At 61.6% G+C, this 22777-nt stretch carries 18 protein-coding genes and 2 pseudogenes; 4 read left to right on the top strand and 16 right to left on the bottom strand.

What is annotated here, in order from left to right; translation table 11 throughout:
* Nucleotides 1–47 precede the first annotated feature (47 nt).
* Together NKH50_RS24850 and NKH50_RS24845 are read left to right on the top strand one after the other, a co-directional pair.
* Nucleotides 48–281: a hypothetical protein gene (locus NKH50_RS24850; RefSeq protein ID WP_352881585.1), complete on the top strand. Its 234-nt coding sequence runs from the start codon at nucleotides 48–50 to the stop codon at nucleotides 279–281.
* A gap of 2 nt (nucleotides 282–283) precedes the next feature.
* Nucleotides 284–1024, top strand: a complete 741-nt coding sequence (locus NKH50_RS24845) for a gamma-glutamylcyclotransferase (protein WP_352703309.1) — start codon at nucleotides 284–286, stop codon at nucleotides 1022–1024.
* On the opposite strand, the gene NKH50_RS24840 is transcribed toward NKH50_RS24845, so the two are convergent.
* The 12 genes and pseudogenes from NKH50_RS24840 to NKH50_RS24785 all read right to left on the bottom strand — a co-directional run bounded on the left by NKH50_RS24840 (nucleotide 1011) and on the right by NKH50_RS24785 (nucleotide 15884).
* Complete coding sequence (locus NKH50_RS24840; RefSeq protein ID WP_352881582.1) at nucleotides 1011–2993, bottom strand: glycoside hydrolase family 127 protein; 1983 nt, start codon at nucleotides 2991–2993, stop codon at nucleotides 1011–1013. The two genes, NKH50_RS24845 and NKH50_RS24840, sit on opposite strands and share 14 nt — an antisense overlap.
* Nucleotides 2994–3021: 28 nt before the next feature.
* Nucleotides 3022–3879 (bottom strand): carbohydrate ABC transporter permease, encoded by an 858-nt coding sequence (locus NKH50_RS24835; RefSeq protein ID WP_352703313.1) that lies wholly within the window; start codon nucleotides 3877–3879, stop codon nucleotides 3022–3024.
* On the bottom strand, nucleotides 3879–4805 hold the full coding sequence (locus NKH50_RS24830) for a carbohydrate ABC transporter permease (RefSeq protein WP_254817448.1): 927 nt from the start codon (nucleotides 4803–4805) through the stop codon (nucleotides 3879–3881). Before NKH50_RS24830 ends, NKH50_RS24835 begins: the two co-directional genes overlap by 1 nt.
* Before the next feature lie 514 nt (nucleotides 4806–5319).
* Entirely contained in the window at nucleotides 5320–6573 is a 1254-nt protein-coding gene (locus NKH50_RS24825; protein ID WP_352690737.1) for an ABC transporter substrate-binding protein, read from the bottom strand.
* Nucleotides 6574–6642: 69 nt separating this feature from the next.
* Nucleotides 6643–7698, bottom strand: a complete 1056-nt coding sequence (locus NKH50_RS24820) for a LacI family DNA-binding transcriptional regulator (protein WP_352881578.1) — start codon at nucleotides 7696–7698, stop codon at nucleotides 6643–6645.
* A 209-nt stretch (nucleotides 7699–7907) separates the two neighbouring features.
* The gene (locus NKH50_RS24815) at nucleotides 7908–9380 is read right to left on the bottom strand and encodes a DUF6600 domain-containing protein (RefSeq protein ID WP_352823989.1); all 1473 of its coding nucleotides are present in this window, start codon (nucleotides 9378–9380) and stop codon (nucleotides 7908–7910) included.
* Between the two features lie 204 nt (nucleotides 9381–9584).
* A pseudogene (locus NKH50_RS24810) lies at nucleotides 9585–9800 on the bottom strand (LacI family DNA-binding transcriptional regulator); the annotation flags it as partial.
* Nucleotides 9801–9980: 180 nt separating this feature from the next.
* Nucleotides 9981–10274 (bottom strand): hypothetical protein, encoded by a 294-nt coding sequence (locus NKH50_RS24805; protein ID WP_352823990.1) that lies wholly within the window; start codon nucleotides 10272–10274, stop codon nucleotides 9981–9983.
* 53 nt (nucleotides 10275–10327) lie between these two features.
* Nucleotides 10328–12256 (bottom strand): AAA family ATPase, encoded by a 1929-nt coding sequence (locus NKH50_RS24800; protein ID WP_352823991.1) that lies wholly within the window; start codon nucleotides 12254–12256, stop codon nucleotides 10328–10330.
* A 180-nt stretch (nucleotides 12257–12436) separates the two neighbouring features.
* Entirely contained in the window at nucleotides 12437–14554 is a 2118-nt protein-coding gene (locus tag NKH50_RS24795) for a DEAD/DEAH box helicase family protein (protein ID WP_352881575.1), read from the bottom strand.
* Entirely contained in the window at nucleotides 14533–15069 is a 537-nt protein-coding gene (locus NKH50_RS24790) for a hypothetical protein (protein WP_352823993.1), read from the bottom strand. Before NKH50_RS24790 ends, NKH50_RS24795 begins: the two co-directional genes overlap by 22 nt.
* The gene (locus NKH50_RS24785; protein WP_352823994.1) at nucleotides 15066–15884 is read right to left on the bottom strand and encodes a DNA adenine methylase; all 819 of its coding nucleotides are present in this window, start codon (nucleotides 15882–15884) and stop codon (nucleotides 15066–15068) included. The genes NKH50_RS24790 and NKH50_RS24785 overlap by 4 nt, the downstream gene beginning before the upstream one ends.
* 498 nt (nucleotides 15885–16382) lie before the next feature.
* Between NKH50_RS24785 and NKH50_RS24780 the strand changes: the two genes are divergently transcribed.
* The gene (locus NKH50_RS24780; protein WP_352824000.1) at nucleotides 16383–18113 is read left to right on the top strand and encodes an adenylate/guanylate cyclase domain-containing protein; all 1731 of its coding nucleotides are present in this window, start codon (nucleotides 16383–16385) and stop codon (nucleotides 18111–18113) included.
* A 19-nt stretch (nucleotides 18114–18132) separates the two neighbouring features.
* On the opposite strand, the pseudogene NKH50_RS24775 reads toward NKH50_RS24780, so the two are convergent.
* Nucleotides 18133–18274, bottom strand: a pseudogene (locus tag NKH50_RS24775) (HNH endonuclease); the annotation flags it as partial.
* Nucleotides 18275–18385: 111 nt separating this feature from the next.
* Between NKH50_RS24775 and NKH50_RS24770 the strand changes: the two are divergent.
* Nucleotides 18386–18922, top strand: a complete 537-nt coding sequence (locus NKH50_RS24770; RefSeq protein WP_352823995.1) for a dihydrofolate reductase family protein — start codon at nucleotides 18386–18388, stop codon at nucleotides 18920–18922.
* A 167-nt stretch (nucleotides 18923–19089) separates the two neighbouring features.
* On the opposite strand, the gene NKH50_RS24765 is transcribed toward NKH50_RS24770, so the two are convergent.
* The 3 genes from NKH50_RS24765 to NKH50_RS24755 all read right to left on the bottom strand — a co-directional run bounded on the left by NKH50_RS24765 (nucleotide 19090) and on the right by NKH50_RS24755 (nucleotide 22731).
* Nucleotides 19090–19953, bottom strand: coding sequence for a patatin-like phospholipase family protein (locus NKH50_RS24765; protein WP_352703336.1), 864 nt, complete (start codon nucleotides 19951–19953; stop codon nucleotides 19090–19092).
* On the bottom strand, nucleotides 19950–21200 hold the full coding sequence (locus NKH50_RS24760; protein WP_502906913.1) for a M16 family metallopeptidase: 1251 nt from the start codon (nucleotides 21198–21200) through the stop codon (nucleotides 19950–19952). Before NKH50_RS24760 ends, NKH50_RS24765 begins: the two co-directional genes overlap by 4 nt.
* Before the next feature lie 166 nt (nucleotides 21201–21366).
* Nucleotides 21367–22731, bottom strand: coding sequence for a M16 family metallopeptidase (locus NKH50_RS24755; protein WP_352881568.1), 1365 nt, complete (start codon nucleotides 22729–22731; stop codon nucleotides 21367–21369).
* Nucleotides 22732–22777 lie beyond the last annotated feature (46 nt).

Below are 22777 nucleotides of genomic sequence, written 5' to 3'. Positions count from 1 at the left end.
TGGCGCCACTCAAAGCTAGATGACGCGCGCCCGGGCGAATTCAAGGCATGCATTTGGCGGCTCAAATTGGTGATACCAGCGATCCGGCGTCCCTGAGCCAGACCAGCATCTCGCTGCATCACATTGAAATGGGTTCAGTCGACGCGTTTAACCCGTCGCGTAGGTATTTGTGCAGTCAAGCTGTTGTACACGACAGTTCGAATCCTGATACCGCGCTGGTGTACTCGGCCCTTGAGAATCTTTCAGCCTTCGGCAACATGGCGGCAAGGCTGAGAGCATGAGGATGAGCAAGGTCATTTCCGCCGCATCACGGCGTTCGCCGCGCAAGACACCGATGGCGCTGACCGAGGCGCTGGTCGCCCGCACTTTGCGTGCGGTCGAGGATGCCGGGCCGACACCGGGCATGGTCTACATGACCGATGCCGATTACGCGCGCATTCGCGACGAGGTGTTGGCCGGCGCGCCGGCCAGGCCGGTGAAGCTGTTCGCCTATGGCTCGCTGCTGTGGAAGCCGGCCGGCGAGGTCAGAGGTGGCGAACGGGCCGTGGCGACGGGCTGGCACCGTTCGTTCTGTTTTACGGTGCAGCGCTTCAGGGGCACCGTCGAGCAGCCCGGCCTGATGATGGCGCTCGACCGCGGCGGCCAATGCCAGGGCATGGTGTTCGAGACCGCCGAGCCCGTGGCGGCCAATCTCGAGGCGCTGCTGCGCCGCGAGATGACCATCCTGCCCTCCGTCAACGTGCCGCGCTGGCTGCAGGTCAGGACGGGCGGCGGCATGGGCCAAGCGCTTGGTTTCGTTGTCGATCGCGCCAATCCGCGCTATGCAGGAAAGCTCGAAAAGCAAGCGATAGCGGCGACCCTGGCAACGGCCGTCGGCCATTGGGGTTCGGGCGCCGAATATCTGTTCGAGACCATTCGCCATCTCGACGCCTGCGGCATCCGCGACCGCAATCTCTGGCAGCTGCAGGAACTTGTGGCCGAGGAGATCGGTCGGGCGCTGCCGCCGGGCTTCATTCGTCCCTGAGCCAGACCAGCATCTCGCCGGGGTCGCGGTTGTCCCAGGCGAAATACGGCACGGCGGTGACTTTTGCCTCCTCGACCGCCGGCGGTTCGGTGCGGTAGAGCCCCTCTTGCCAGTTTTCGAAAGCCGCCTTTTTGGCGATCGCCGAAAGTGTCACGACGCCGCCCAGAAGATTCGGCTGCTGATGCGCCTCGATGTCGGCCGTTCGCGGCAGGGCGATGCGGTGCAGCTGGCTGGAATTGTCGGTCTCCTCGACGCAATAGATCAGCGGCCCGCGCGCCAGTGCGACGCGGCCGATATCCTGCCGCACCTGGGGGTTGGCGTATAGACGGTCGACCGCCATTTCGAGGTCGAGCTCGACGCGGTCGCCCTTGCGCCATTCGCGGCGGACCGCGGCATAACCGTCGCTGGTGACAGTAGCCAGATCGACATCGGCGCCGTTCACCTTGAGCGTTGCCTTGCGGCACCAGCCCGGCAGGCGCAGGTGCAAGGTGAACGCGGTCGGCGCTTCCGGTTCGACGGAGATCGAGACCGCACCGTCCCAGGGATAATTGCTGGTCTGGGTCAGCTCTATTTGCCGGCCGGCGATATCGAAACGAGCCGTGCCGTTTCCATAGAGATGGACGGCGAGTGCGTCGTCCGACAGGCCATAGAAATAGCTGCCGATCGAGGCGACCATGCGCCCGACATTGGGCGGGCAGCACGGGCAGCGGTGCCATTTCCAGCGGTGGTGGGCGCCGCGGCTTTCGAGCGGATTTTCGTAGAAGAACAGCGAGCCGTCGAGCGACAGGCCGGAGATCGAGCCGTTGTAAAGCGCCCGCTCCATGATGTCGGCATAGCGCGCATTGGGACCCATGCCGAGCATGCGGCTCGCCCAGAACACCAGGCCGACCGAAGCACAGGTTTCGGCATAGGCGGTGTCGTTTGGCAGGTCGTAGTCGGCGGTGAAACCCTCATTGTGCGAGGACGGCCCGAGGCCGCCGGTGACGTAGAGGTTCTTGGTCATGAGATCGTCCCAAAGCCGGTCGAGCGCCACCCGTAGCGTGTCGTCGCCATATTCGGTGGCGATGTCGGCCATGCCCGAATAGAGATACATCGCCCGCACCGCATGGCCGACGACCTTGTCCTGCTCGCGTACCGGTTTGTGCGACTGGTTGTATTCATAGGTCTTGAAATGATACGCCTTGGGGTCGGCGCCGCGGGCGCGCGCCTCCTCGTCGAAATAATGCGGCTCAAGTCCCCGCTGGTCGATGAAATATCTGGCGAGGTCCATGTATCTGCGCTCGCCGGTCACCCGTGCCAGCTTGACCAGCGCCAGTTCGATCTCCTCATGGCCGCAATAGCCCTTCTTCTTGCCGGGCTCGGGACCGAACGTCTCGGCGATATGGTCGACATAACGGCACATGATGTCGAGCAGCTTGCGCTTGCCGGTGGCCTGGTAGTAGGCGACGGCGCCTTCGATCAGATGGCCGGCGCAATAGAGCTCGTGGCAGTCGCGCAGATTGGTCCAGCGCAGGCCGGGCTGGATGCGCTGGTACCAGCTCGACAGATAGCCATCGGGCTGCTGCAGCTTGCCGTACATATCGATGACAGCGTCGATCTTCTTCTCCAGCTCCTCGTTGCGGCGACGGTAGAGCGAATAGGCGGCAGTCTCGATGGTCTTGCCCCAATCGGAGTCCCAGAACATCTGCGTGGTCACCGTCGATCCGGTGAACTCGTTGCCGGCAGTGGCCGCCTCGTCCGGTGAAGGTGAGTGGAACGGAATGACGACGCCCGGGGATGGCCGGTCCGGATCGATCTGCTCGAGCATGCGCGCCTCGACGCAGCGGTCATAGAGGATGCCGGCGGTCTTCGAGGCGACGGCATCGACGCGGTCGCCCCAGAAGCCGCGCACATCGACCTGCGGCACGGGCAGCGGGCGGAAGGCGAGTTTCGGCTTGGCGCCCTGACTGGCGGATTGCGATGCGGTCATCAATTTACTCCGGTTCGATTTCTTGTGGTCACTTCACGGCCCCTGCCATCAGGCCGCGGATGTAGAAGCGCTGCAGCAAAAGGAAGAGCACCAGGCACGGCACCATCATGACGGTGACGCCGGCCTGCACGGCGCCCCAGTCGATGGCGCCGAAGCGGCCGGACTGCAGCGCGGTCATCATGATCGGCAGCGTGAATTTCGACTGGTCTGTCATCAGCACCAGCGCCGCCAGAAACTCGTTCCAGGCGCCGAGGAAGGCGAACAGCGCGATGGTGACGATGCCCGGCCAGACCAGCGGCAGCATCACCCTCAACAGCATGGTGACATTATTGGCGCCGTCCATGCGCGCGGCCTCCTCGATCTCGCGCGGCACCGCGTCGAAGGCGTTGCGCATCATGAAGATCGAGAACGGCAGCTGCAGCGTGACATAGACGCAGACCAGCCCGGTCAGCGTGTTGTGCAGGCCGATTTTTGTCAGCACCAGGAAGATCGGCGTCAGAATCGACTGGAACGGGATCATGATCGTCGACAGGATGACGACGAAGAGCAGGTTCTTCAGCGGAAAACGGAAGCGCGAGAAACCGTAGCCGGCGAGCACGCTGACGATCACTGACAGCACCACGGTCATGACCGAGACGTAGATGCTGTTTTGCGCCGGCAGCCAGAGGCCATCGCCGAAGGTGTTAAGCGTGGCGTAGTTCTCGAGCGAGATGCCGCTGGTCGGCCAGGGCGGCAGCGGCGGCTGGCGCGCTTCCTGCGCCGGCTTGAAGGCCGAAAGCACCGTCCAGGCGATCGGCGCTAGGAACAGTATGGACGCGATGATGCCGGTCGAGTGCTCGGCAATCTGCATGCCGATGCGGCGGTTGCGGCTCCTTGCCTGCGCCATCAGTCGACCCCCTCGGGCTGGCGCAGCAGCCGCAGCTGGATGAGGCTGAGCGCCACCAGGATGACCAGCAGGACCATCGAAAGTGCCGCGCCATAGCCGAGCTTGAACGACACGAAGGACTGGTTGAAGATCCAGTAGACGGCGGTCAGCGTCTGGTTGCGCGGGCCGCCGCGCAGGATGATGTAGAACTGGTCGAAGGCGAGGATCGAGCCGGCCACCGACAGGATCAGCGCCAGCGCCAGCGTGCGGCGCATCAAGGGCAAGGTAATCGCCCGGAACCGCGCGAATGGCCCTGCCCCGTCGATCATCGCCGCCTCCTGCAGATCCGGCGGGATCGATTGCAGGCCGGTCATCAGAATGATCATGGTGAAGCCCGCCACCTTCCACACCACCATGGCGATGATCGACCAGAAGGCCGGCTGGAAGGTCGCCAAAAGGTTGAATTTCTTCTCGGTCAGGCCAAGCTCGAAGGCGGCCGGGCTGAACAGGCCGGAATCGACATTGAGCAGCCACGACCACAAAAGGCTGGCCGAGGCGAAGCCGATGACCGCCGGCATGAAGAAGGACGTGCGGTAGAAGCCGGTCAGCTGCCGCGGCCTTTCGATGAACAGCGCCAGCGGAAAGGCGACGGCGAAGATCGCGATCGTCACCACCACCGTGTAGTAGCCGGTGAACTTCAGCGCGTTCCAGAAGCGGGTGTCGCGCAGGATCGCCCAGTAATTGTCGAGCCCGACAAAGCTGTGCGCGCCCATCAGCGGCCAGTTGTGCAGCGACATCCAGGCGGTCATGCACAGCGGCACGATGAAGAAGACGACGACAAGCGCGACGGCCGGCGCGACATAGAGCAGGCCGATCCACTGCCGGCGGCCGGCGCCAACGAGTTTGCGGGGGCGCGTCGGGGCGGAGATTGCTGTGATGGTGGTCATGGCTGGCCTTTTCCTTCTCCCCTTGTGGGAGAAGGTGGATCGGCGCGCAGCGCCGAGACGGGGTGTTGGAAGGATCGCCGTCCGCGCCAAGCTGGAGCACCCCTCATCCGTCGCCTTCGGCGACACCGCCCGGGGGCGAGCCACTGGTCTCGCCCCGTCCTTCGGACCCCACAAGGGGAGAAGGGGGAGCCAGCATTGCAACGGCGTACTGTGATGGTGCTCATGCCTGTTGTTCCATTGGCGGGACGTCCCCCTCCCCCTCGAGGGGAGGGTCCGGCCGAAGGCCGGGGTTGGGTTCCTCCGCGAAGCGCGCCGACATCAAAAGAGCGTCGAGCACTGCCGCGATGACCCCACCCGGACCTGCGGTCCGACCTCCCCTCGAGGGGGAGGTTAAGGGGCTGCCGGGGGTGGGGTCCTCCGCGAGGCGCGCCGACGTCAAAAGAGCGTCGAGCACTGCCGCGATGACCCCACCCGGACCTGCGGTCCGACCTCCCCTCGAGGGGGAGGTGGCGCTTTACTTCTGCGGCGCCGAATCGATGATCGACTGCATGGTCTCCTGCGCGTTGGCGATGGCGCCGTCGACGTCTTCGCCGAAGAAGACCTCGTTCATCATCTGGTTCCACGGACCGTTGGCCGAGTTGATCAGGTCGTTGAATACCACCGAATAGGGCGTGCGGCCCTTGGCCATGGCTTCGGCGGCAACCTTGTAGCGCGGGTCGAGGTCTTTCAGCGCCTCATTGGCGATGTCGCCGCGCACCGGCAGGCTGCCGTATTTCGCCAGAATGGTCTGGCCCTCGAGCGAATAGGCGAAATCGAGGAACTCCTTCACCACCGCGACCTTGGTGGTGCCTTTGGTGACGACGAAATTATCGCCGCCGGCAAACGACGACCAGCCGCCGTCCTTGCCGGGCAGGAAGGTGATGCCGTAGTCGATATCGGGATATTGCGTGTTCAGCGCGCCGATGGCGAAGGCGCCGGACGGTGAGATGCCGATATTGCCGGTGGCGAAGGCGGCAAAGAAGTTGGAGCCGGTGTCGGTCTGTGCGCCTGAAGGCACCAGGTCCTTCTTGACCATCGAACGGTAGAGGTCGATGGCGCCGCGCATCTGCGGCGTGTCGAGCGTCGCCTTGGAGCCGTCCTCCGTCAGGATGTCGCCGCCCGAGGCCCAGATCAGCGGCGTGAAGGTGAAGATGTTGCAGCCGCCGCAATTGCCGGAGAAGTAGAAGCCCTTGATGTCGCCGCCGAGCGCGTTGACCTTTTCGGCGTCGCTCTCGATCTCGGCCCAGTTGGTCGGGCCCTTTTCCGGGTCGAGGCCGGCCTGCTTGAACAGCTTCTTGTTCCAGATCAGCACCGAGGAATCCGCCGAGAACGGCAGCCCGTAGATGCGGCCCTTATAGGTGCCGGTCTTGACATGCGCCGGCGACAGGCTGGCGAAATAGGGCAGCGATTTCGCCCAGTCGGTGATGTCCTCCAGCTGGCCGGCGGCGGCGAAGGACGGCGTGTAGATCAGGTCGAGCGAGAGTGCATCCGGTGCGGTGCCGCCAGCGGCGGCGGCGCCGTATTTGGGGATGATTTCGGCGTTGGGGATGATGTCCAGCTTGATCTGGTTCTGATGCCCCTTGTTGAAGGCGTCGACGATGCGCGGCATGAAGTTCGAGCCGTCGGCGCGAACCCAGATGTTGGCGGTGTCGGCGGCGGCCGGACCGACTGTTGCCAGCGTGCCCAAAATGCTCGCGGCGATGGCGAGCCCGGTAATGGTGGTTCTCATGCTTCTCCTCCACATGGTTTTAACTCGACCGCGCCCCAGCGCTTTGCAATCGACACGGCCCGTTTCGTTTCAGCCGTCCGGCGGACGGCCGCATGACTGACGCACCACCAGCCGGCACGGCAGTTTTCTGATGCCCGGCACAGCGGGTTCGCCGCCGACGAGCGAAAGCAGGGCAAGGCCGGCCTCGCGGCCAAGTGCTGCGAGATTCATGTCGACCGACGTCAGCGGCGGCCGGGTTGCCTCTGCGACGATCTGCCAATTGTCGAAGCCGATGACGCCGACCTCGTCCGGCACGCCGATACCGCGTTCGCGCAAGGCGTCGATGACGCCGCGCGCGATCTGGTCGTTGCCGCAAAACACCGCGTCCGGTTTTTCGCGCTTGCCGTCAAACCCCTCGCGGTCGAACAGCGTCTTGACCGCCTCATGGCCCCAGGCCTCCGACCAGCGGCCAAGCAGCGGCTCCATGACCGGCAGGCCGTTCTCGGCCAGCACCGCGCGATAGGCCTCGGCGCGGGCATGCACCACGGCAAAGCTCGCCGGCCCGCTGACATGGGCGATGCGCCGCCGCCCGAGCCGGCAAAAATGCTCGACCGCCAGCCGCGCCCCGCCGGCATCGTCGGAGACGAAGGCGATGGCGTTGGGATCGGGCTCGGTGAAAGCATAGATCGCCGGAATGCCGAGATTGGCGAGGTCGACCGGCAGATGGCGGTCGATGCGCTTGCCGGTGGCGATGATGCCGTCGACGCGCTTGTCGAGCATGGCATCGACATGCAGCTGGGCAAGGCGCGGGTCGTCCTCGACATTGCACAAAAACACCGAGACGCCGGCATCGACCAGCGCATCGGAAACGCCGGCCATCAGCGGCAGCGAAAAGCGGCCATAAGTGTCGTTGGTCAACAGCCCGACGGTAAAGGAGCGCCGCCTGAGCAGGCTCTGCGCCAGGCTGTTCGGGCGAAAGCCAAGCCGCTGCGCCGTCTCGCGAATCCGGGTCCGCGTCTCGGCCGTCATCCGCCCCTGCCCGTTCAGCGCCTTGGACGCGGTGGCAACGCTGACGCCGGCAAGGGCTGCCACCTCACGCAAGGTGACGGGCTGCTTGGCGGGCGTTGGCTGCGCATCGGACGCCATGATTTGGATATCGATCCTCCCAAGTGGGAAAAGCTTTTCTCTTATGGCCCCTCAGGGTGCTGATTGGTGATGTCAGCGGATGCGAGGCGAGTTGGGAAAAGGTTTTCTCAAGGGAGAGATTAGGACGAAGGATGTGGGGATGGCAAGGGGGAATGGCCGCTCAGCGGCACCGCGATCGAATAATCGCGGTGCCGCAGTCTACCCGTAGGCTAGCAACTCTCAGTCTGCGGATCGCACGCCTTGTTTTTCTGCTTCTCCGGCTTGGGCTTGGCCGCCTGTTCCGGCTCGGCTTGCTGCTGCTCGGCGGGCTGCCCCTTGGCCTTCCGCTTCTCAGGCTTGGCCGCCTGCTCGGGCTCGGCCTGCTGCTGCTCGGCGGCGGGCTGCTTCCTGGTCTTCTGCTTCTCAGGCTTGGCCGCCTGTTCGGGCTCGGCCTGCTGCTGCTCGGCGGCGGGCTGCTTCCTGGTCTTCGGCTTCTCAGGCTTGGCCGTCTGTTCCGGCTCGGCCTGTTGCTGCTCGGCGGCGGGCTGCTTCTTGGTCTTCGGCTTCTCGGGCTTGGCCGTCTGTTCCGGCTCGGCCTGTTGCTGCTCGGCGGCGGGCTGCTTCTTGGTCTTCTGCTTCTCAGGCTTGGCCGCCTGTTCCGGCTCGGCCTGTTGCTGCTCGGCGGCGGGCTGCTCCTTGGTCTTCTGCTTCTCAGGCTTGGCCGCCTTGCCAGGTTCGGCCTGCTGCTGCTCGGTGGTCGGCTGCTCGCCGACCTTCGGCTTCTCAGGCTTGGCAGTTTCTTCGGGCTTCGCCTGCTCGGTCGATGCAGCGCCTTCGGTCGGCTTCGATTTGCGGCCAGCCTGAACCTGCTTCACCTCCTCGATGTCTTTGAGCTTGGCTGGTTTGGCCTTAGGGTCGGCTTTCACCTCGCCCTCAAAGACAGCGACCGTATCTTTTTCCAGTTTGCCGGACTGCTCGGGCGCGTCGGTCTTGCTGACCTTGACGGCAGTCACCTTCTGGTTCGTCTCCTTTTCGATCACATCGACATCAATGACTTTGTTGATCACGACGTTGTTCTGGATCGTCACGTCGCCGGCCGGCTCGGCCGCCTCGACGATGCGCACAAACTCCGGCTCATCACGGATAACGACGGTAGAAATGTCCGCGGCAAGGAATTCGCGGGTGGGGACCACAACCCAGTAGTAATCCGGCGTCGTGTCGAAGGTCACCTCGATTGAAATCAAATCCGGATCGCGGCGCGGCGGCAGCGGAGCCCAAATCATGTGCTCCCTGTCACGACGCCAACTCACCCACGCTGGCGCCCAGCGAGTGCCCGGAACCCAATACCAGCCGATATCGTCGGCATAGCCCCACCGGCCGTAATGGTACGTCGCCCAGCCGAATGGCTCGTCGGACACCCACAGCCAGCCATACTGCTCGGTGTAGACCCAATGTCCAAGCGTATACGGACGCCAGTCGTCAGGCACATCGACCGGCACGAAAACGGTCGCTCCGTGATACGAGACCCAATCGCCATAGGAAGACAGGTCTTCGTAGAATGTGCTGATCGAAACGGTGGTGGCAGCCCTTGCCTCGGACACAAGCGACAATGGCGCAATTGGGTTGGGAATCTCGACAACTGTGAGCAGGCAGGCGGCGCCGAGCATCAGTCGCACCGCATGTTGGGCGAGGACGCGTTTCATCGTAATCTTCCTCCGAAACAGATCGCCCTTCATCCTACAAACCCGCCGGCTGCCGGATTGTTCCATTTCGCCGATGTTACCCGCATCCGCTCACGCAACGGCTTGGCATCGCACGATGACATTTGGGATCAGAGTTGCTTCATGAAGGCGGTGACCGTCACAAATGCGCGCCGAAGGCGCGGCGATAGGTCGTTGGTCAGCGGGCCCGACGGTAAAGGAGCCGCCTGGGGAGGCTCTGCGCCAGGCTGTTCGGGCGAAAGCCAAGCCGCTGCGCCGTCTCGCGAATACGGGTCCGCGTCTCGGCGGTCATCCGCCCGTTCAGGGCTTTCGAGGCGGTGGCGAGGCTGACGCCGACGATGTGGCTACCTCGCGGAGGGTGACCGGCTGTTTGGCGGGCGTTGGCTGGGCGTCGGACGCCATGATTTGGATATCGATCTCCCGGTGGGAAAAGCTTTTCTCTTAGGGGCCTGCGGGTGCTGAAATGGTGAGGTCAGCGACGGCGGGGCGATTGGGAACAGGTTTTCGCCAATGGGCGATTAGGGGAAGGGTGCGAGGATGGCAAGAGATATGCCATCAAAGTATGTTACGTCGGCGATGACTTCAGCCCAGCAAATCCGCGGGTGTTTCGCCTCGGATAACCAATCGTTCGTGCACCAATCGCAGGCCTTCGTTGACGAAGTTTTCGATCGCACGCACTGGAGTTGTCACTTCTGGATAGAGCGCATTCACAAGGGATACGATCTCGCCGGTCGGGTCAAATAGTCCGCTCGCCCAACGAGTGTCCACGCCCGGCGTCGCACCAGGGGTGACACCTGCTTTGATCGCATAGGCCATGGAGAAGCGGGCCGCTTCTTGAGCTTCATTGAACCAGTCTTTGTTCAGAATCTCTTCCATGAGGCGTTGAGATTCGGCCGAAAGGCCAATGCTACGCCGGTCTTGATCCATAATCAGCGAATCTCTCTTATGTTGGTACGCCGGCTGTTCACGCGTTCGAGCTCGTACTCAGCAACCAGCCGAGAGCCCAAAAGCTCCCGGGCACGCTGACGGCCAACTTCTGCTTCATAGACAAGAAGAACAACTTGATCGGCCATCTTATGGAGACCGCTCACGACGTTGGACGTGTGGCCATCGTCAAGACGGCCAAAGGGCGAGTCCATCACTATGGGGCCGCGCAACGGGGCATTTTGCTGCAACGCACCCATCAACGCCAAGGCGACGACGTGTTCGGCTCCCGCAGAACGCGCGTCCTCGGGACGACCATCCCTATGTATGATCGTCAGGCCATAGTCATTGTTAATTCTCAGGCCAGCAAAGTCAGTCTTCTCGGTGGTCATTGCTAGAAACAGTTCAGTGGCGCTGGCCTCAACACGTTTTCGCAATTCCGTCTTGTATGCTTCTACCGCATCGTCGAACACGGCGGCACTGTCTCGCAAGAGCTTGGCTCGAGCCTCTACAGCCATAACATCAGCTCGAGCGGTGTTCTGTAATTTTCGACGCAATCCATCGACGCGCGTCTCCTGCTGCTCGAGCTGGGCCGCCTGCTTCTCGATACCCTGCTTGACGATCGCAATTTGTTCGATGACTTCGACGTAAGTTGCTTGGGTACTGCGGACGGACGCTTGGTCCGTATCGGCCAGCGAAGAGAGAAGATCTTTCGCTTCTTCGCGCTCGTGTTGTTCCACCACTGCCATATCTTGAATTTGCCGGACCAATTGACGTACTTCGCCGGACACATCGAAATCCCTGAACCCGCCTACGGCCCCCAAGCGGATCGACGCTTGGTCTGCAGGCCGCGCTGCTCCCGTGTCGCCCAATGTCGCGAGCAGCCTCGACCGCAGGGCTGGGGCAACATCCTGTTCACAGATGTCACAATGACTTCGCTCAACGGCCGCGCGGCGCAGCTCGACTTTTAAGGCCTCGATCTGCGACTGCAAGTTGATCTGTGCTTGTTCCCTGGCCTTACGAATGGGCTCGTGCAAAACCGTCCGCCACGCATCGCTCATGGCGCGTTTGATGTCCAATCGCAAATCCACTTGCCTCGTCGCCGCTGCAGCAGCGCGATTGAGCGCATCCTGGCGACGGTTCATGAGATCAGCGGCTCGTCGATCAGCCGCGAGCTTGGCGTCGATTTCGCCCTTTTGTCGAGTGAGGTCTGCGAGATTGTCCTTTAGTCGGACGAGTTCATCTTGTTGAGCCTTGCGCAGCGTAATAGCCGCCTGAAGCGCGTTGCCCAAGCTCTGAGTTTCTTGATGTCGAGACGCCTCCGTAGCGGCCTGCCTGTCGGCCTCGTCCGCCAACCCAAGAAGGTGGCGGCGTCCCGCCTTGAGGATCGGCACGCCAAGAATTCTTTCGATCGCGCTTGAAATCTGAGGTCCAACCTCACTCTCGTTGATGATCAACTCCTCATACTCTTGGAGAAGCTCGCCATCGAAAAGAAAAAACCGTGAAATGTCCTCCGGAAAAATTTGACCAAGAAGCCGGTCTTGCTCCTGCTGGCTTACCACCTGGCCACCTCGCCGAAGGAGTACCTCAGAGCGATAGTCGCCGTCATTGATGGGGCTTGGGCCACGTGCTTCATGCCCGCGATAGAGCTCGAAGGCTTGACCATCGAACTCGAATTCCAAAGCGACATTGAAGCCGAACTTGCCCGCCGATGCTCGCTCGCGATTGGATAAGCTATGGACTAGTCGTTCACGCCGCCCCCTCCCTAACACTTTGCCGAAAAACGCGTATCGGATAGCGTTCAAAAGGGTAGTCTTGCCCCGCATGTTCTCGCCATAGACAACCAGTACACCGGGCTTTGCCGGAAACAACAGGACTTGCTTGTCCGCAAACGGCCCAAATCCTTCGATTTCCAGTTTCTTAAGCAGCAGCATCTGCTTTAGCCCATCTTTGCTAGCGCAGTGTCCACAGCGCGCCGGATCAATTGGACCGCGCCAGCGTCGTCCTCCAATGTACGTGCCTCAGCGTCCAAAACGGCGTCGAGAAACTGCTCGTCCAGATGAGAAAAGCGATCTGCACGAATCCGATGGATCACCGAGCGAATGTCTTCCAGATCAGTCTTCCGCATCTTCCACCCCAAGCCTCATAAGTGCGTGCCAGTCGAGTCCTGCTTGTACTGCAATTTGTTGTAGGTCGGTCGCTGACGCGGGGTTGGACGCATATGTGGCAAATTCGATCGCCCTAGCCAGCTCTCCGGATGTTATTGGATCTGACCTTCGCTCATCACTGTCTTCGTCCGAGTCCAGCCTAGATGGAAGGACGATGGCGTCATGGATGTACGCTAGCGCCTTGCCCTCGGCCTTACGAAGTACGCGGCCACGGCGCTGCACAAACTCCCGCGGGTTCTTGGATGAAGCCAGGATTAGGGCGTGAGTCACAGAGGGGATGTCCACGCCTTCGTCCAAGCACTTGATAGCTGTAACAATGCCACCGCGCTTAGCCAACCACCTTAGCGTTTGATCTCGATCACCTTCCATCGCGGAATGATACGCCAAGGTCGAAATGCCCGCGGCTGCCAAGTTGGCGTTGACAGTGTTAAGTTGTGTGCTGTCGTCACAGTAGATCAGCCATCGTTCGCCGACCACGTAGCCCTGGCTAATCACGCGGACGGCTAGTTGCACCTTGGCGCGCGCCTGCTTAATTAGGCGCGCCCTGCGGATCAGCAGATTTTGCGCCTTCTCGGCCAAACCGGGCGTTCTGTCATTGGCGCGAATTCGCGCTTGTATCCGTACGATCTCCCGGCTCAACTTCGCCCAAGCATCCTGCTCATCTGGCTCTAGACGCAGGGCGTGGGGCCGGTAGAAGTAGGGTGTCAAAACTCCATCGCGAATAGCGTCGGGAAGCGTGTAACGTGGCCGCAGGACGCCGCCGAAAAAAGTCATGATTGCAGCAGTTCCATCAGCATCACCATAACGCTCAGGCGTCGCACTCAGCCCAAGCCGTGGCCCGAAGTTGGCATCGTCCATTAGTTTCCGATGTTTCCGCGATCCCAAGCGATGCACTTCGTCTACAACGATCATAAGATGCGCCCCGCCATCAAGCTGGCCGCGAAATTCATCACTCGATGCGGTTTGGACGGTAGCCAGCACGATACGCAGCTGCTCGCTGGGCGTCGTCCACTGACGCAATGTCGCACGCCAGCCGCTATGTCCGGCGCCCGCGCGCAGGATCCGTGGAGTGAGGTCCGCGGTAGTCTCGCGGATTTCCTTTTCCCATTGGCCAAAGAGAGTCTGATCCGGGACGATCACTAGCACTACATTTCGATGTTCTCTCAAAGCTTCGCGAATGGCGGTGATTGCTGTGAAGGTCTTACCTGCCCCAGTGGCGAACGCGAGAATGCCTCGGCGGCCATTGGCTGCCCAAGAGGTCAAGCCGAGTGCTTGGTGTGGTTTCAGAACCCGGCCGCGGGGATCCGCAGGTTCTGTTGAGGTGGTTTTCTGGAGAAAATCATCGAATGCTCGTTCGAAATCGTCGGGCGCGGCGCTGGTCAGTTCAGCGCGCGCCACCTCCGGAAAGGGGCGAACACAGAGCCCAGGGTATTTTCGTTGCCAAAGATCACTGAAATAGCCTTCCTCAACATTGCATCGCTCAAGGTCACGAAGGCCGAGCCAACTTACGGCAACGTCAACCGACTCTAAATTTCCGTCCGAAGCGAGACCCGTCCAAGTCTCGTTCATAGAGCCCTTGAATATCACCCGATGACCAATCGGGTCGCGGAAAATACCTAGTTTATCATGAAATATGCGTCCCTTGGCGGAAAGCAGGTCGTTCTCTCGTAGAATTGCCACCTGAAGGTCAAGAAGACCGCGGGCGACCAGTCCCGCCAAAATCTTGGCTGGCTCGCAGAGTTCTTCATTCTGCAGCAAAGATGTAACCTGTTCGAGCAACCGCCTTCCGATTACCTCGTCGACCCGTGCCGCATAGCCAGCCTCCAAAGCATCGACATCGGCATCAGCTAGAATCTGCGAACATAGGATTTGGATCTTACCGCCACGCTCTATGAAGCCCTTTAATGCCGGCCAAGCAATGATGAAGACTGTGCTCCGAAAATAGCCTACAGCTCGATCAAAATGGGTCGCTTGCATCATGCAAGGTAAATAGAAGTCGCGCGCAATATCATCGCGACCCTTATGATAAGAGGTTTTCAAATTCAGTTGAGAAAGGTCAAACATTCACCTTCCTCGATCCCGCCAGTAGTGGTTATCCTTGTCTCAAGAGTTCGCCACAAGTCCGGGCTTTGGCAGACCAACACTGCTTCCTTGGCGCCGTTCGTCAGGTACCGCACCTGCTCGGCGGTCCCATAGACGGCAGCTTTGCGGACGACCTGATCCCGCACCTGCAAGTTACCGCCATTCTTAAATCGAGGATGCAGGCTAGCGTCCCAAAACACAAAGACGTCCAAGTCTGCATCATAGCCGACTACAGTGGTGAACCGACCGTCGGAATGATCGAACGAACCATACTGGCCCACCGCCTGATCCCGAACCCGCAGCACGATTTTGTATTCGCGCCGAGCCCGTTCGCCAGCGCCGCCAACTAGGCTGTACATATAGACCCTCAGACGCAGGGACTCTGGTTCACGTAAGTCTAAGATTAGTGGCTTTTCGTTGGTAGGACTGGTCCAATGCACCCGGCCACCCAGGGCTTTTAACAACGCTCTATGCAAGTGCACCGCTCGGGCGGTCATGCGGCGTTCTTCTCCTGTGGCACCCCGTTGTCTACGGTCCCATTTGTACCTGCATCAATGATTGCGTTCTCATCAATGGAATTCAAGTCTTTGTCGAACTTACTTAGCCAATAGACCTCTTTTGAGCGACGGTCTGCTCGAGTGGTCTTAGTTGATCCTAGATCTCGAAAAGGCAACCAGTCTGCTCCCGCATTTTCACAAACAATAACTTGCCCAGACCGATTTCGGCACCAAGTTGCCAGCGCGGAATAGTCGATGATTTCCGAGCCGAAGCGATAGTGCCGGCCCGCCTCGCGATAGGGTGGATCGATGAACCAGGTAGCCTCTGAGTTTTCGGGACACTCAACATAGCCGCTATTGTATACCTTCCAGTGGCGAATATTTTCGACTTGGGTCGCGATCGTGTTTCGCACTCTTTCGCCCCAAAACGATCCAGGACGAATCTTGTCGCGCATCCATTTTGACGGAGATTTGCGTGGACTGGCAGTGCCACGATTGAGCCAGAAACCGACTAACCACTTGGCCTCTTGAGAAACCTTTAGGTCGTCACAAGTCCCATCAAGAGGAAGGTCTGGAATTGCCAAGATGTCTTTTGGTGTAGCAGAGATCAGGAAACGCCAGACCGCGACTATAACTGGGTCAATCTCGTACAGAATCACCGCCCTGTCCGGATACCTTAGGCTATATCCGGCTGACCCCGCAAATGGTTCGATGATCGTTTCGTGCTCCGGCTTCGGATAGAGACGAACCGCATCACGCCACTTTCCGCCGTAGTAGCTGAAGAAGGGTCGGAGGGACTTGATCGGTTTCGTCACCGCAGACCGCCGGCCTTGACAGACGGCGAGCGCTCTCGATCAAAAACTTTGCTTGTCTGCCCCATGACCCCTCCACCAGTGCTCCGACTCAGTTTTGGAGCTTACCACCTTGGCGCTAAAGTGCACGCGGGGGACAAGTGCCTGGGGACTAACCCCGTTCTGTTTTCTAGCGGACCACCAAGTCGACGCTTGCCTCTGCCATCGGCCAAAAATGACAAATCCCGAGCTAATTTTCACGAAGCCTACGACCTACGAGATCTTTGCCGGCTCGTGGCTCAAGGAAACCGGCGACTTTGCCGACCGGTTCAACGCGCTGCCGAAATATGTCGCCTCGACGAGCTCGGCGCCGCGCCTCCCGCCATTGATGCGATCGGCAGCCACCAGGCGGAGGGTTCTGATCCGCCCTTTCTTGCTGCTGCAGTAGGAGGACTTCAGCCACAAGCCCAAATTGCTGGATTTGGCGGCCCAGGAAGCGTAGGCTTGGTTTTTGGTTCAGCGATGGAACAGAGACTAGCCGCAATTCTGGCTGCCGATATGGCGGGCTACAGCCGGCTAATGGAGGCCGACGAATCCGGCACGCTCGCACGCCTTCGGACCCATCGCATAGAACTGGTCGATCCCGCCATTGCCAAGAACAAGGGCCGGATCATCAAGACCACCGGAGACGGCATGCTCGTTGAGTTCCAGAGCGTGACCGACGCCGTGAAATGCGCCGTGGAAATCCAACAGCGCATGAAACGGCGCAATTCGGATGTGCCGCAAGAACGGCGTATCGAGTTCAGGATCGGCATAAATCTCGGCGACATCATTTTCGACGATGAGGACATTTTCGGCGACGGCGTCAATATTGCCTCGCGCATCGAGCAACTCGCCGACGTCGGCGGCATCTGCGTGACCGCAGCGGTGGCGACCCAAATTGCCGACCGTCTCGAAATTGCCATGGAGGACCTGGGCGAGAAGACGTTGAAGAACATCAGCCGCCCGGTTCGCCTCTATCGCATCGGGCTTGACAGTCCTGTCCTGCCGGAAGTCGAGGTAAAGCGATCGATCTCGAAACCTTCAATAGTGGTGCTGCCATTCACCAACATGAGCGGCGACCCCGAGCAGGAATTTTTCGCGGACGGACTGACCGAGGACATCATCACCGAACTGTCCCGCCACCATGAGTTGTTCGTCATCTCGCGCAATTCCAGCTTCGTCTACAAGAACCGCGCCGTGAATGTGCGCGAGGTGGCCGAGAAACTCGACGTCCAATACCTGGTGGAGGGAAGCGTCCGCAAGATCGGCGAGAGGGTGCGCGTGACGGTTCAGCTCATCGACACGGCGAATGACGCTCATATCTGGGCAGACAAGTATGACCGGAAGCTGGTCGACATATTCGCGATTCAGGATGAGGTGACGGCGGCGATCGCGGCCACGCTGCCCGGTCGTGTCGAGGCGGCTCAGCGCGACCAGCTCGCGCGGGCGAAACCTGCAAACATGGCCGCGTATGAATGTGTCCTTGCTGCCAAGGTGCTGCATCACCGAAGCACCATTGCCGATAATGAACGCGCGCGAACCTTGATAGAAAGGGCCGTCGCGCTCGACCCCGATTATGCCCATGCCCATGCCTGGCGGGCCTGCATTCTTGGCCAGGCCTGGGTCCATAACTGGTGCGAAGACAGGGATGCCGTCTGGAACAACATCATGGCGGCGCTGGACAGGGCGCTGGCGCTGGACAACAACGATGCCGATGTCCACCGCATTCTCGCGGCAGTGAACGTGAACAACAATGAGCTGACCACTGCGCGCTACCATCAGGAGCGGGCGCTGGCCCTCAACCCCAATTACGACCTCGTGGTGGTGCAGCAAGGCGAGTTATTGACGTGGCTCGGGAGGCCGGAAGAGGGAATTGAATGGATCCGCAAGGCCATGCAGTTGAACCCGCACCATCCGGAGAGGTTCTGGAGCCATCTGGGAAAGGCGCATTTCGCCGCGCGCCAGTATGGCGAGGCGATCGAAGCTTTCATGCATCTGTCGACCATGGACGCGGTTCAGCACGCTTTCGCCGCTGCCTGCTACGGCTGGCTCGGCGACGAAATCGCGGCCGCGGCGCATCTGGGCAAGATCAGAACGCTCGATCCCCAATTCGACCTCGATTCATTCATCGCCACCCTGCACTATGCCCAGGAGTCCGATGTGCAGCACGTCCGCGAAGGACTGCTGAAAGCCGGTATTGCCAAGCTGTAGGCAGCACGTGACGCGCACGATCGGCGATAAGCTGGACCTTAGCCACGGCGAAATAGCTCGGCTCTCTTCTACCTTGCTGGCTCATGGTAGATGATCCAGTCGCCGAGGCATGCTTCGACGTGGAGCAGATACTGGCCAGGAAACTGGTATTGCTCAGCGGGCGGTCATTGCAGATCGAATCTGAACAGGGAAAGCCCTCCCCCTGAAAAAGTGCCGCGCTAGTTGACGGAGCAGTTCGCACAAGACCCGCGCTCGGCAGAAAGGAACCCGCCATGCGAAAACTCATCGTCACCGAATTCATCAGCGTCGACGGCATCGCCGAGGTCGAGAAGCTGCCGAGCGTCGCCTGGAACCATGAGATGCAGAAGTTCAAGGAGGACGAGCTTGCCGACAGCGGCGCCATGCTTTTGGGGCGCACGACCTATGAGATTTTTGCCGGCTCGTGGCCCAAGGAGACCGGAGACTTCGCCGACCGCTTCAACGCGCTGCCGAAATATGTCGCCTCGACCAGCTTGCAGGCGCTCGACTGGCAGCCGGCCGAACTCCTGCAGGGCGCGTTGCCGGAAGCGGTCAGAGGGCTGAAGCAAGGCAGCGGCGGCAACATCTATGTGCATGGCAGCCTCAGCGTCGCGCAGGAATTGCTGCGCAACGGCCTGGTCGACCGCATCAGGCTGCTCAGCTACCCCGGTGCCGTCGGCCAGGGCAAGCTGCTGTTCCCGCCTGGCGCGCAATTGCCGCTCGAGCTGATCTCGGCCACGCAATTCAGCAACGGCGTGGTGGCGCTGGAGTATGCGGCCGGGATGGCGTGATCAGCCAATCTCCCCCCTCGAGGGGGAGACGCCCGGCAGGGCAGAGGGGGTCGGTTCGACCGGGCGCGGCTCCTCTCTTTCGACAGCGGGGGGTTGGCGCATTGCGCGAGACGACCCCTCTGTCGGCTTCGGCGACATCTCCTCAAGTGGGGAGATTGGCAGCTTCCCTACACCGTCCGCTGCCTGCCCGCGACCGCAGCGTCTTCCCTCGCCTTCAGCGCCTGCTCCACCTCGCGCTTCAGCTCGTCCTTGATCGCAACCGTCTCGGCCATCAGCGCCTCGACCTTCATGAAGTCGAGCACCCGGTATTTCGACACCGCCGGCCGGACCAATATGTCGGGCCGGCTCTGGTTCAGCTTGCTGGCGATGATCGACTGCATCATCAGCTGCGTGGCGCCGAACATCAGGTCGACCGAGGTCGGGAATTTGCGCCCGGCCTCGGTCGGCGCGCCGACCACGTCGACGGCAATGATGATGTCGGCGTCCAGCTCGATCAGGTCGAACGGCACGGGATTGTAGATGCCGCCGTCGATCAGCATCCTGCCGTCGCGCATCACCGGGCGGAACACCGCCGGAATCGCCGCCGAGGCGGCCAGCGCCGAAGGCAGTTCGCCTTCGGCCAACACCGCGAGCTTGTGGCCATAAAAATCCGTTGCCGTCACCTTCAGCGGAATTTTGAGTTCGGCGAAGGTCTCGGGAATGGCATCGGGCAGGAACGCCTTGAGGATGCGCTCGACATTGAACTGGCTGACCCGTAGGCCGCCCTGCATTGCCTCGGCAAAAGTGCCGGGCCGCGCCCGCCACATGCGCGTCGCCACCTCGGCGCGCCGGCCTAGGATCGAGCGCGCATAGTCGTGGATGTCCTTGCCGGTCATGCCAGAGGCCATGCCGGCGCCCATGATGGCGCCGATCGACGAGCCGGCGATTGCCGCCGGCCTGATGCCCAGCTCGTCAAGCGCCTCGATAACATGGATATGCGCCAGCCCGCGCGCGCCGCCGCCGCCAAAGGCGATGCCGAAGCTAGGGCTCATCCCTTGTTGGCCGCGCCCAGCTTCGGCCCGACCACCATGACGGCCGGCTCGGCGGAGAGCAGCTTTTTCGCCACCGCTTTCACCTGGTCCTGCGTCACCGCGTTGATCAGGGCGGCGCGGCGCTGCATGTAGTCGATGCCGAGCTTGCCGAGCTGGATCTCGAGCAGCGTTGAGGCGATCGCGCCCGAGGAATTCAGATTGTTGATGGCATAGGCGCCGATCATGTATTTCTTGGTCGCCGCCAGCTCGGCTTCGGTCGGCCCCTCCGCGGCCATGCGCTTGACCACGTCGCGCACCACGGCCAGCGTCTCGGCCGCCCTGTCGGCGCGGGTCGAGGTGGTGATGGACAGCGCCTCGGAATGCTGGTGGTCGACGAGGTCGGAGCTGACGCTGTAAGCCAGGCCGCGCTTTTCGCGCACCTCGTCGAACAGCCGCGAGGTGAAGGCGCCGCCGCCGAGGATCTCGTTCATCAGCACCGCGGCGAAGAAGTCCGGCGCATTCCGCTTCACGCCGGGATAGGCGAGCTGCAGCGAGGCCTGCGGCTGGTCGTAAACGACCTCGAGCTGCTGGCCGAGCTTCAGGTCGATGTCGGGAACGGGCGTCAGCGCCTGCTTTTCCGGCAGGCTGCCGAACACCAGGTCGAGCTTCTGCTTCAGCGTCTCGGCGTCGATGGCGCCGACCACCGCGACATGCAGGCCGTCGCGGGCGAAATTTGCCTTGTGGAAGGCGCTGAGATCGGCCGGCGTGATCGTCGCGATGCTTTGCCTGGTGCCCTGGTCGGGCCGCGCATAGGGATGCCTGCCGTAGATCGCGTCCAGCCATTTGCGTTGGGCGAGCGTATCGGGATCGCGCTCGCTGGCGATGATGCCGGACAGGATTTGCGCGCGGATGCGGTCGATCGGCACCTGGTCGAAGCGCGGCTGGTTGACCGCCACGCGCAGCAGGTCGAAGGCGCCGTCGCGCTGGTCGGCCAGCATGCGCATCGAACCGTAAATGCCATCGCGCTGCGCATCGAAGCTCATCTCGGCGCCGACCTCGTCAAGCTTGATCTGGAAGGCCTCGCTGTCGAGGTTGCCGGCACCTTCGTCGAACAGGCCGCTCATCAGATTGGCAAGCCCTTCCTTACCGGGCGGATCCTGCGTCGCGCCGCCATCGAAAACGAAGCGGATGGCGACGATCGGCACCGAATAATCCTCCACCAGCCAGGCGGTAATGCCCTTCGACGAGGTCACCTCCTGGATGTTCATGGCAGCACGGGCGGAAAGCGCGGGCAGGACGAGGAAGACGAGGGAGAGGATGAGGGTTGCTAGAAGCGGGCCGGCGTGCTGGCGCTTCCCTTCTCGCCCTGTGGGAGAAGGGGAGGAGCCCACGAGGGGAGAAGGCAGAGCGGGACCATGCTGGCTCATCATCACATCAATTCCCAGCTTGGATTTGCGGCAGAAGATAGCCGGTCGTTGCGTGGTCGAGATTGAGATAGCGGGCAGCGACCGCCTTGACCTGGTCGGCGGTGACCTTGCGGATGCGGTCCGGCCATTGCTGAACGTCCTGGACGTTGCCGCCGGTGGCGAGCGTCGAGCCATAGATGTTGGCCATGTCCTCCTGCTTGTCGCGGGCGAAGATCATCGAGCGTACGAAACGGTCCTTGGATTTTTCCAGCTCGTCGCTGGTGACGCCGTCTTTGGCGATGCGGGCGATCTCGGCGTCGACCGCGGCCTCGACGTCGGCAAGCTTGGCATCGCCGCGCGGCGCGCCGTAGACGGTGAAATTGGTGTCGTCGAGCATGGTGCCCTGGAAGAAGGCGCCGGCCGTCGCGGCGATGCCTTGCCTGACGACAAGCTCCTGGTAGAGCCGGCTGCGGTTGCCGCCGCCGAGGATTTCGGACAGCACGTCGAGCGCTTCGGCTTCGCCGGGCTTTGCCGTGTGATAGGACGGGACCACCCATTGCGTGGTAAAGCTCGGCACGCTGACGCGCCCGTCGGTCAGCGTCACCGTACGCCTGGTGTTCTGTTCCGGCTCGACCGGGCGGATGCGCGGCGGCAGATCCGGGCCGCGCGCGACCTTGCCATAGGTCTTTTCGGCCAGCGCCTTGACCGTTTCCGGCTCGACATCGCCGGCCACCACCAGCACGGCGTTATTGGGTGTATAATATTTGTTGTAGAAGGCCATCGCGTCGGTGCGGTTCAGCTTCTCCATCTCCTGCATCCAGCCGATGACCGGGATGCGGTAGGGCTGGTTCTGCCACAGCGTGGCATCGACTTCCTCGTCGAGCACCGCCTGCGGATTGGAGTCGATGCGCGAGCGGCGCTCCTCGAGGATGACGTCGCGCTCCGTCTTGATGACATCGTCGTTGAGGATGAGATTGCGCATGCGGTCAGCCTCGAAGCCCATCATCTCACCGAGCGCCTGCGGCACCACCGTCTCGTGAAAGGCGGTGTAGTCGTAGGAGGTGAAGGCGTTGTCCGAGCCGCCGATGGCGGCGACGGCGCGGTCGAGTTCGCCGGCCGCATGGTTGCTGGTCGCCTTGAACATCAGATGCTCGAAGAAATGGGCGATGCCGGACTTGCCCGGCGGCTCGTCGGCGCTGCCGATCTTGTACCAGACCATATGGGTGACGATCGGGGCGCGGTGATCGGGGATGACCACGACCTCCATGCCGTTGTCGAGCAGGAAATCGGTCACGACGCCGTCGTCGGGATTGTTGCCCGCCAGAGCCGGCGCGGCCATCACCAGAGCCAGCCCCAAGAGCGTTGCGCGTAGCCATTCAGCCTGAAATGTCATAGATGGCTCCGGTTTGGTGGTGGGACGATAGGCGGGGTTGCAGGTC

This window comes from Mesorhizobium sp. M1027, assembly GCF_040318745.1.
Classification (GTDB): domain Bacteria; phylum Pseudomonadota; class Alphaproteobacteria; order Rhizobiales; family Rhizobiaceae; genus Mesorhizobium.
This window is presented reverse-complemented; position numbering and strand designations above follow the sequence as displayed.

Coding starts and splice junctions, on each gene's coding strand:
- NKH50_RS24840 (WP_352881582.1), bottom strand. CDS start 2,993: ATGACCGCATCGCAATCCGCCAGTCAGGGCGCCAAGCCGAAACTCGCC.
- NKH50_RS24795 (WP_352881575.1), bottom strand. CDS start 14,554: ATGTTTGACCTTTCTCAACTGAATTTGAAAACCTCTTATCATAAGGGT.
- NKH50_RS24815 (WP_352823989.1), bottom strand. CDS start 9,380: ATGAAACGCGTCCTCGCCCAACATGCGGTGCGACTGATGCTCGGCGCC.
- NKH50_RS24800 (WP_352823991.1), bottom strand. CDS start 12,256: ATGCTGCTGCTTAAGAAACTGGAAATCGAAGGATTTGGGCCGTTTGCG.
- NKH50_RS24805 (WP_352823990.1), bottom strand. CDS start 10,274: ATGGAAGAGATTCTGAACAAAGACTGGTTCAATGAAGCTCAAGAAGCG.
- NKH50_RS24850 (WP_352881585.1), top strand. CDS start 48: ATGCATTTGGCGGCTCAAATTGGTGATACCAGCGATCCGGCGTCCCTG.
- NKH50_RS24765 (WP_352703336.1), bottom strand. CDS start 19,953: ATGAGCCCTAGCTTCGGCATCGCCTTTGGCGGCGGCGGCGCGCGCGGG.
- NKH50_RS24780 (WP_352824000.1), top strand. CDS start 16,383: ATGGAACAGAGACTAGCCGCAATTCTGGCTGCCGATATGGCGGGCTAC.
- NKH50_RS24830 (WP_254817448.1), bottom strand. CDS start 4,805: ATGACCACCATCACAGCAATCTCCGCCCCGACGCGCCCCCGCAAACTC.
- NKH50_RS24825 (WP_352690737.1), bottom strand. CDS start 6,573: ATGAGAACCACCATTACCGGGCTCGCCATCGCCGCGAGCATTTTGGGC.
- NKH50_RS24755 (WP_352881568.1), bottom strand. CDS start 22,731: ATGACATTTCAGGCTGAATGGCTACGCGCAACGCTCTTGGGGCTGGCT.
- NKH50_RS24820 (WP_352881578.1), bottom strand. CDS start 7,698: ATGGCGTCCGATGCGCAGCCAACGCCCGCCAAGCAGCCCGTCACCTTG.
- NKH50_RS24770 (WP_352823995.1), top strand. CDS start 18,386: ATGCGAAAACTCATCGTCACCGAATTCATCAGCGTCGACGGCATCGCC.
- NKH50_RS24760 (WP_502906913.1), bottom strand. CDS start 21,200: ATGAACATCCAGGAGGTGACCTCGTCGAAGGGCATTACCGCCTGGCTG.
- NKH50_RS24790 (WP_352823993.1), bottom strand. CDS start 15,069: ATGACCGCCCGAGCGGTGCACTTGCATAGAGCGTTGTTAAAAGCCCTG.
- NKH50_RS24835 (WP_352703313.1), bottom strand. CDS start 3,879: ATGGCGCAGGCAAGGAGCCGCAACCGCCGCATCGGCATGCAGATTGCC.
- NKH50_RS24845 (WP_352703309.1), top strand. CDS start 284: ATGAGCAAGGTCATTTCCGCCGCATCACGGCGTTCGCCGCGCAAGACA.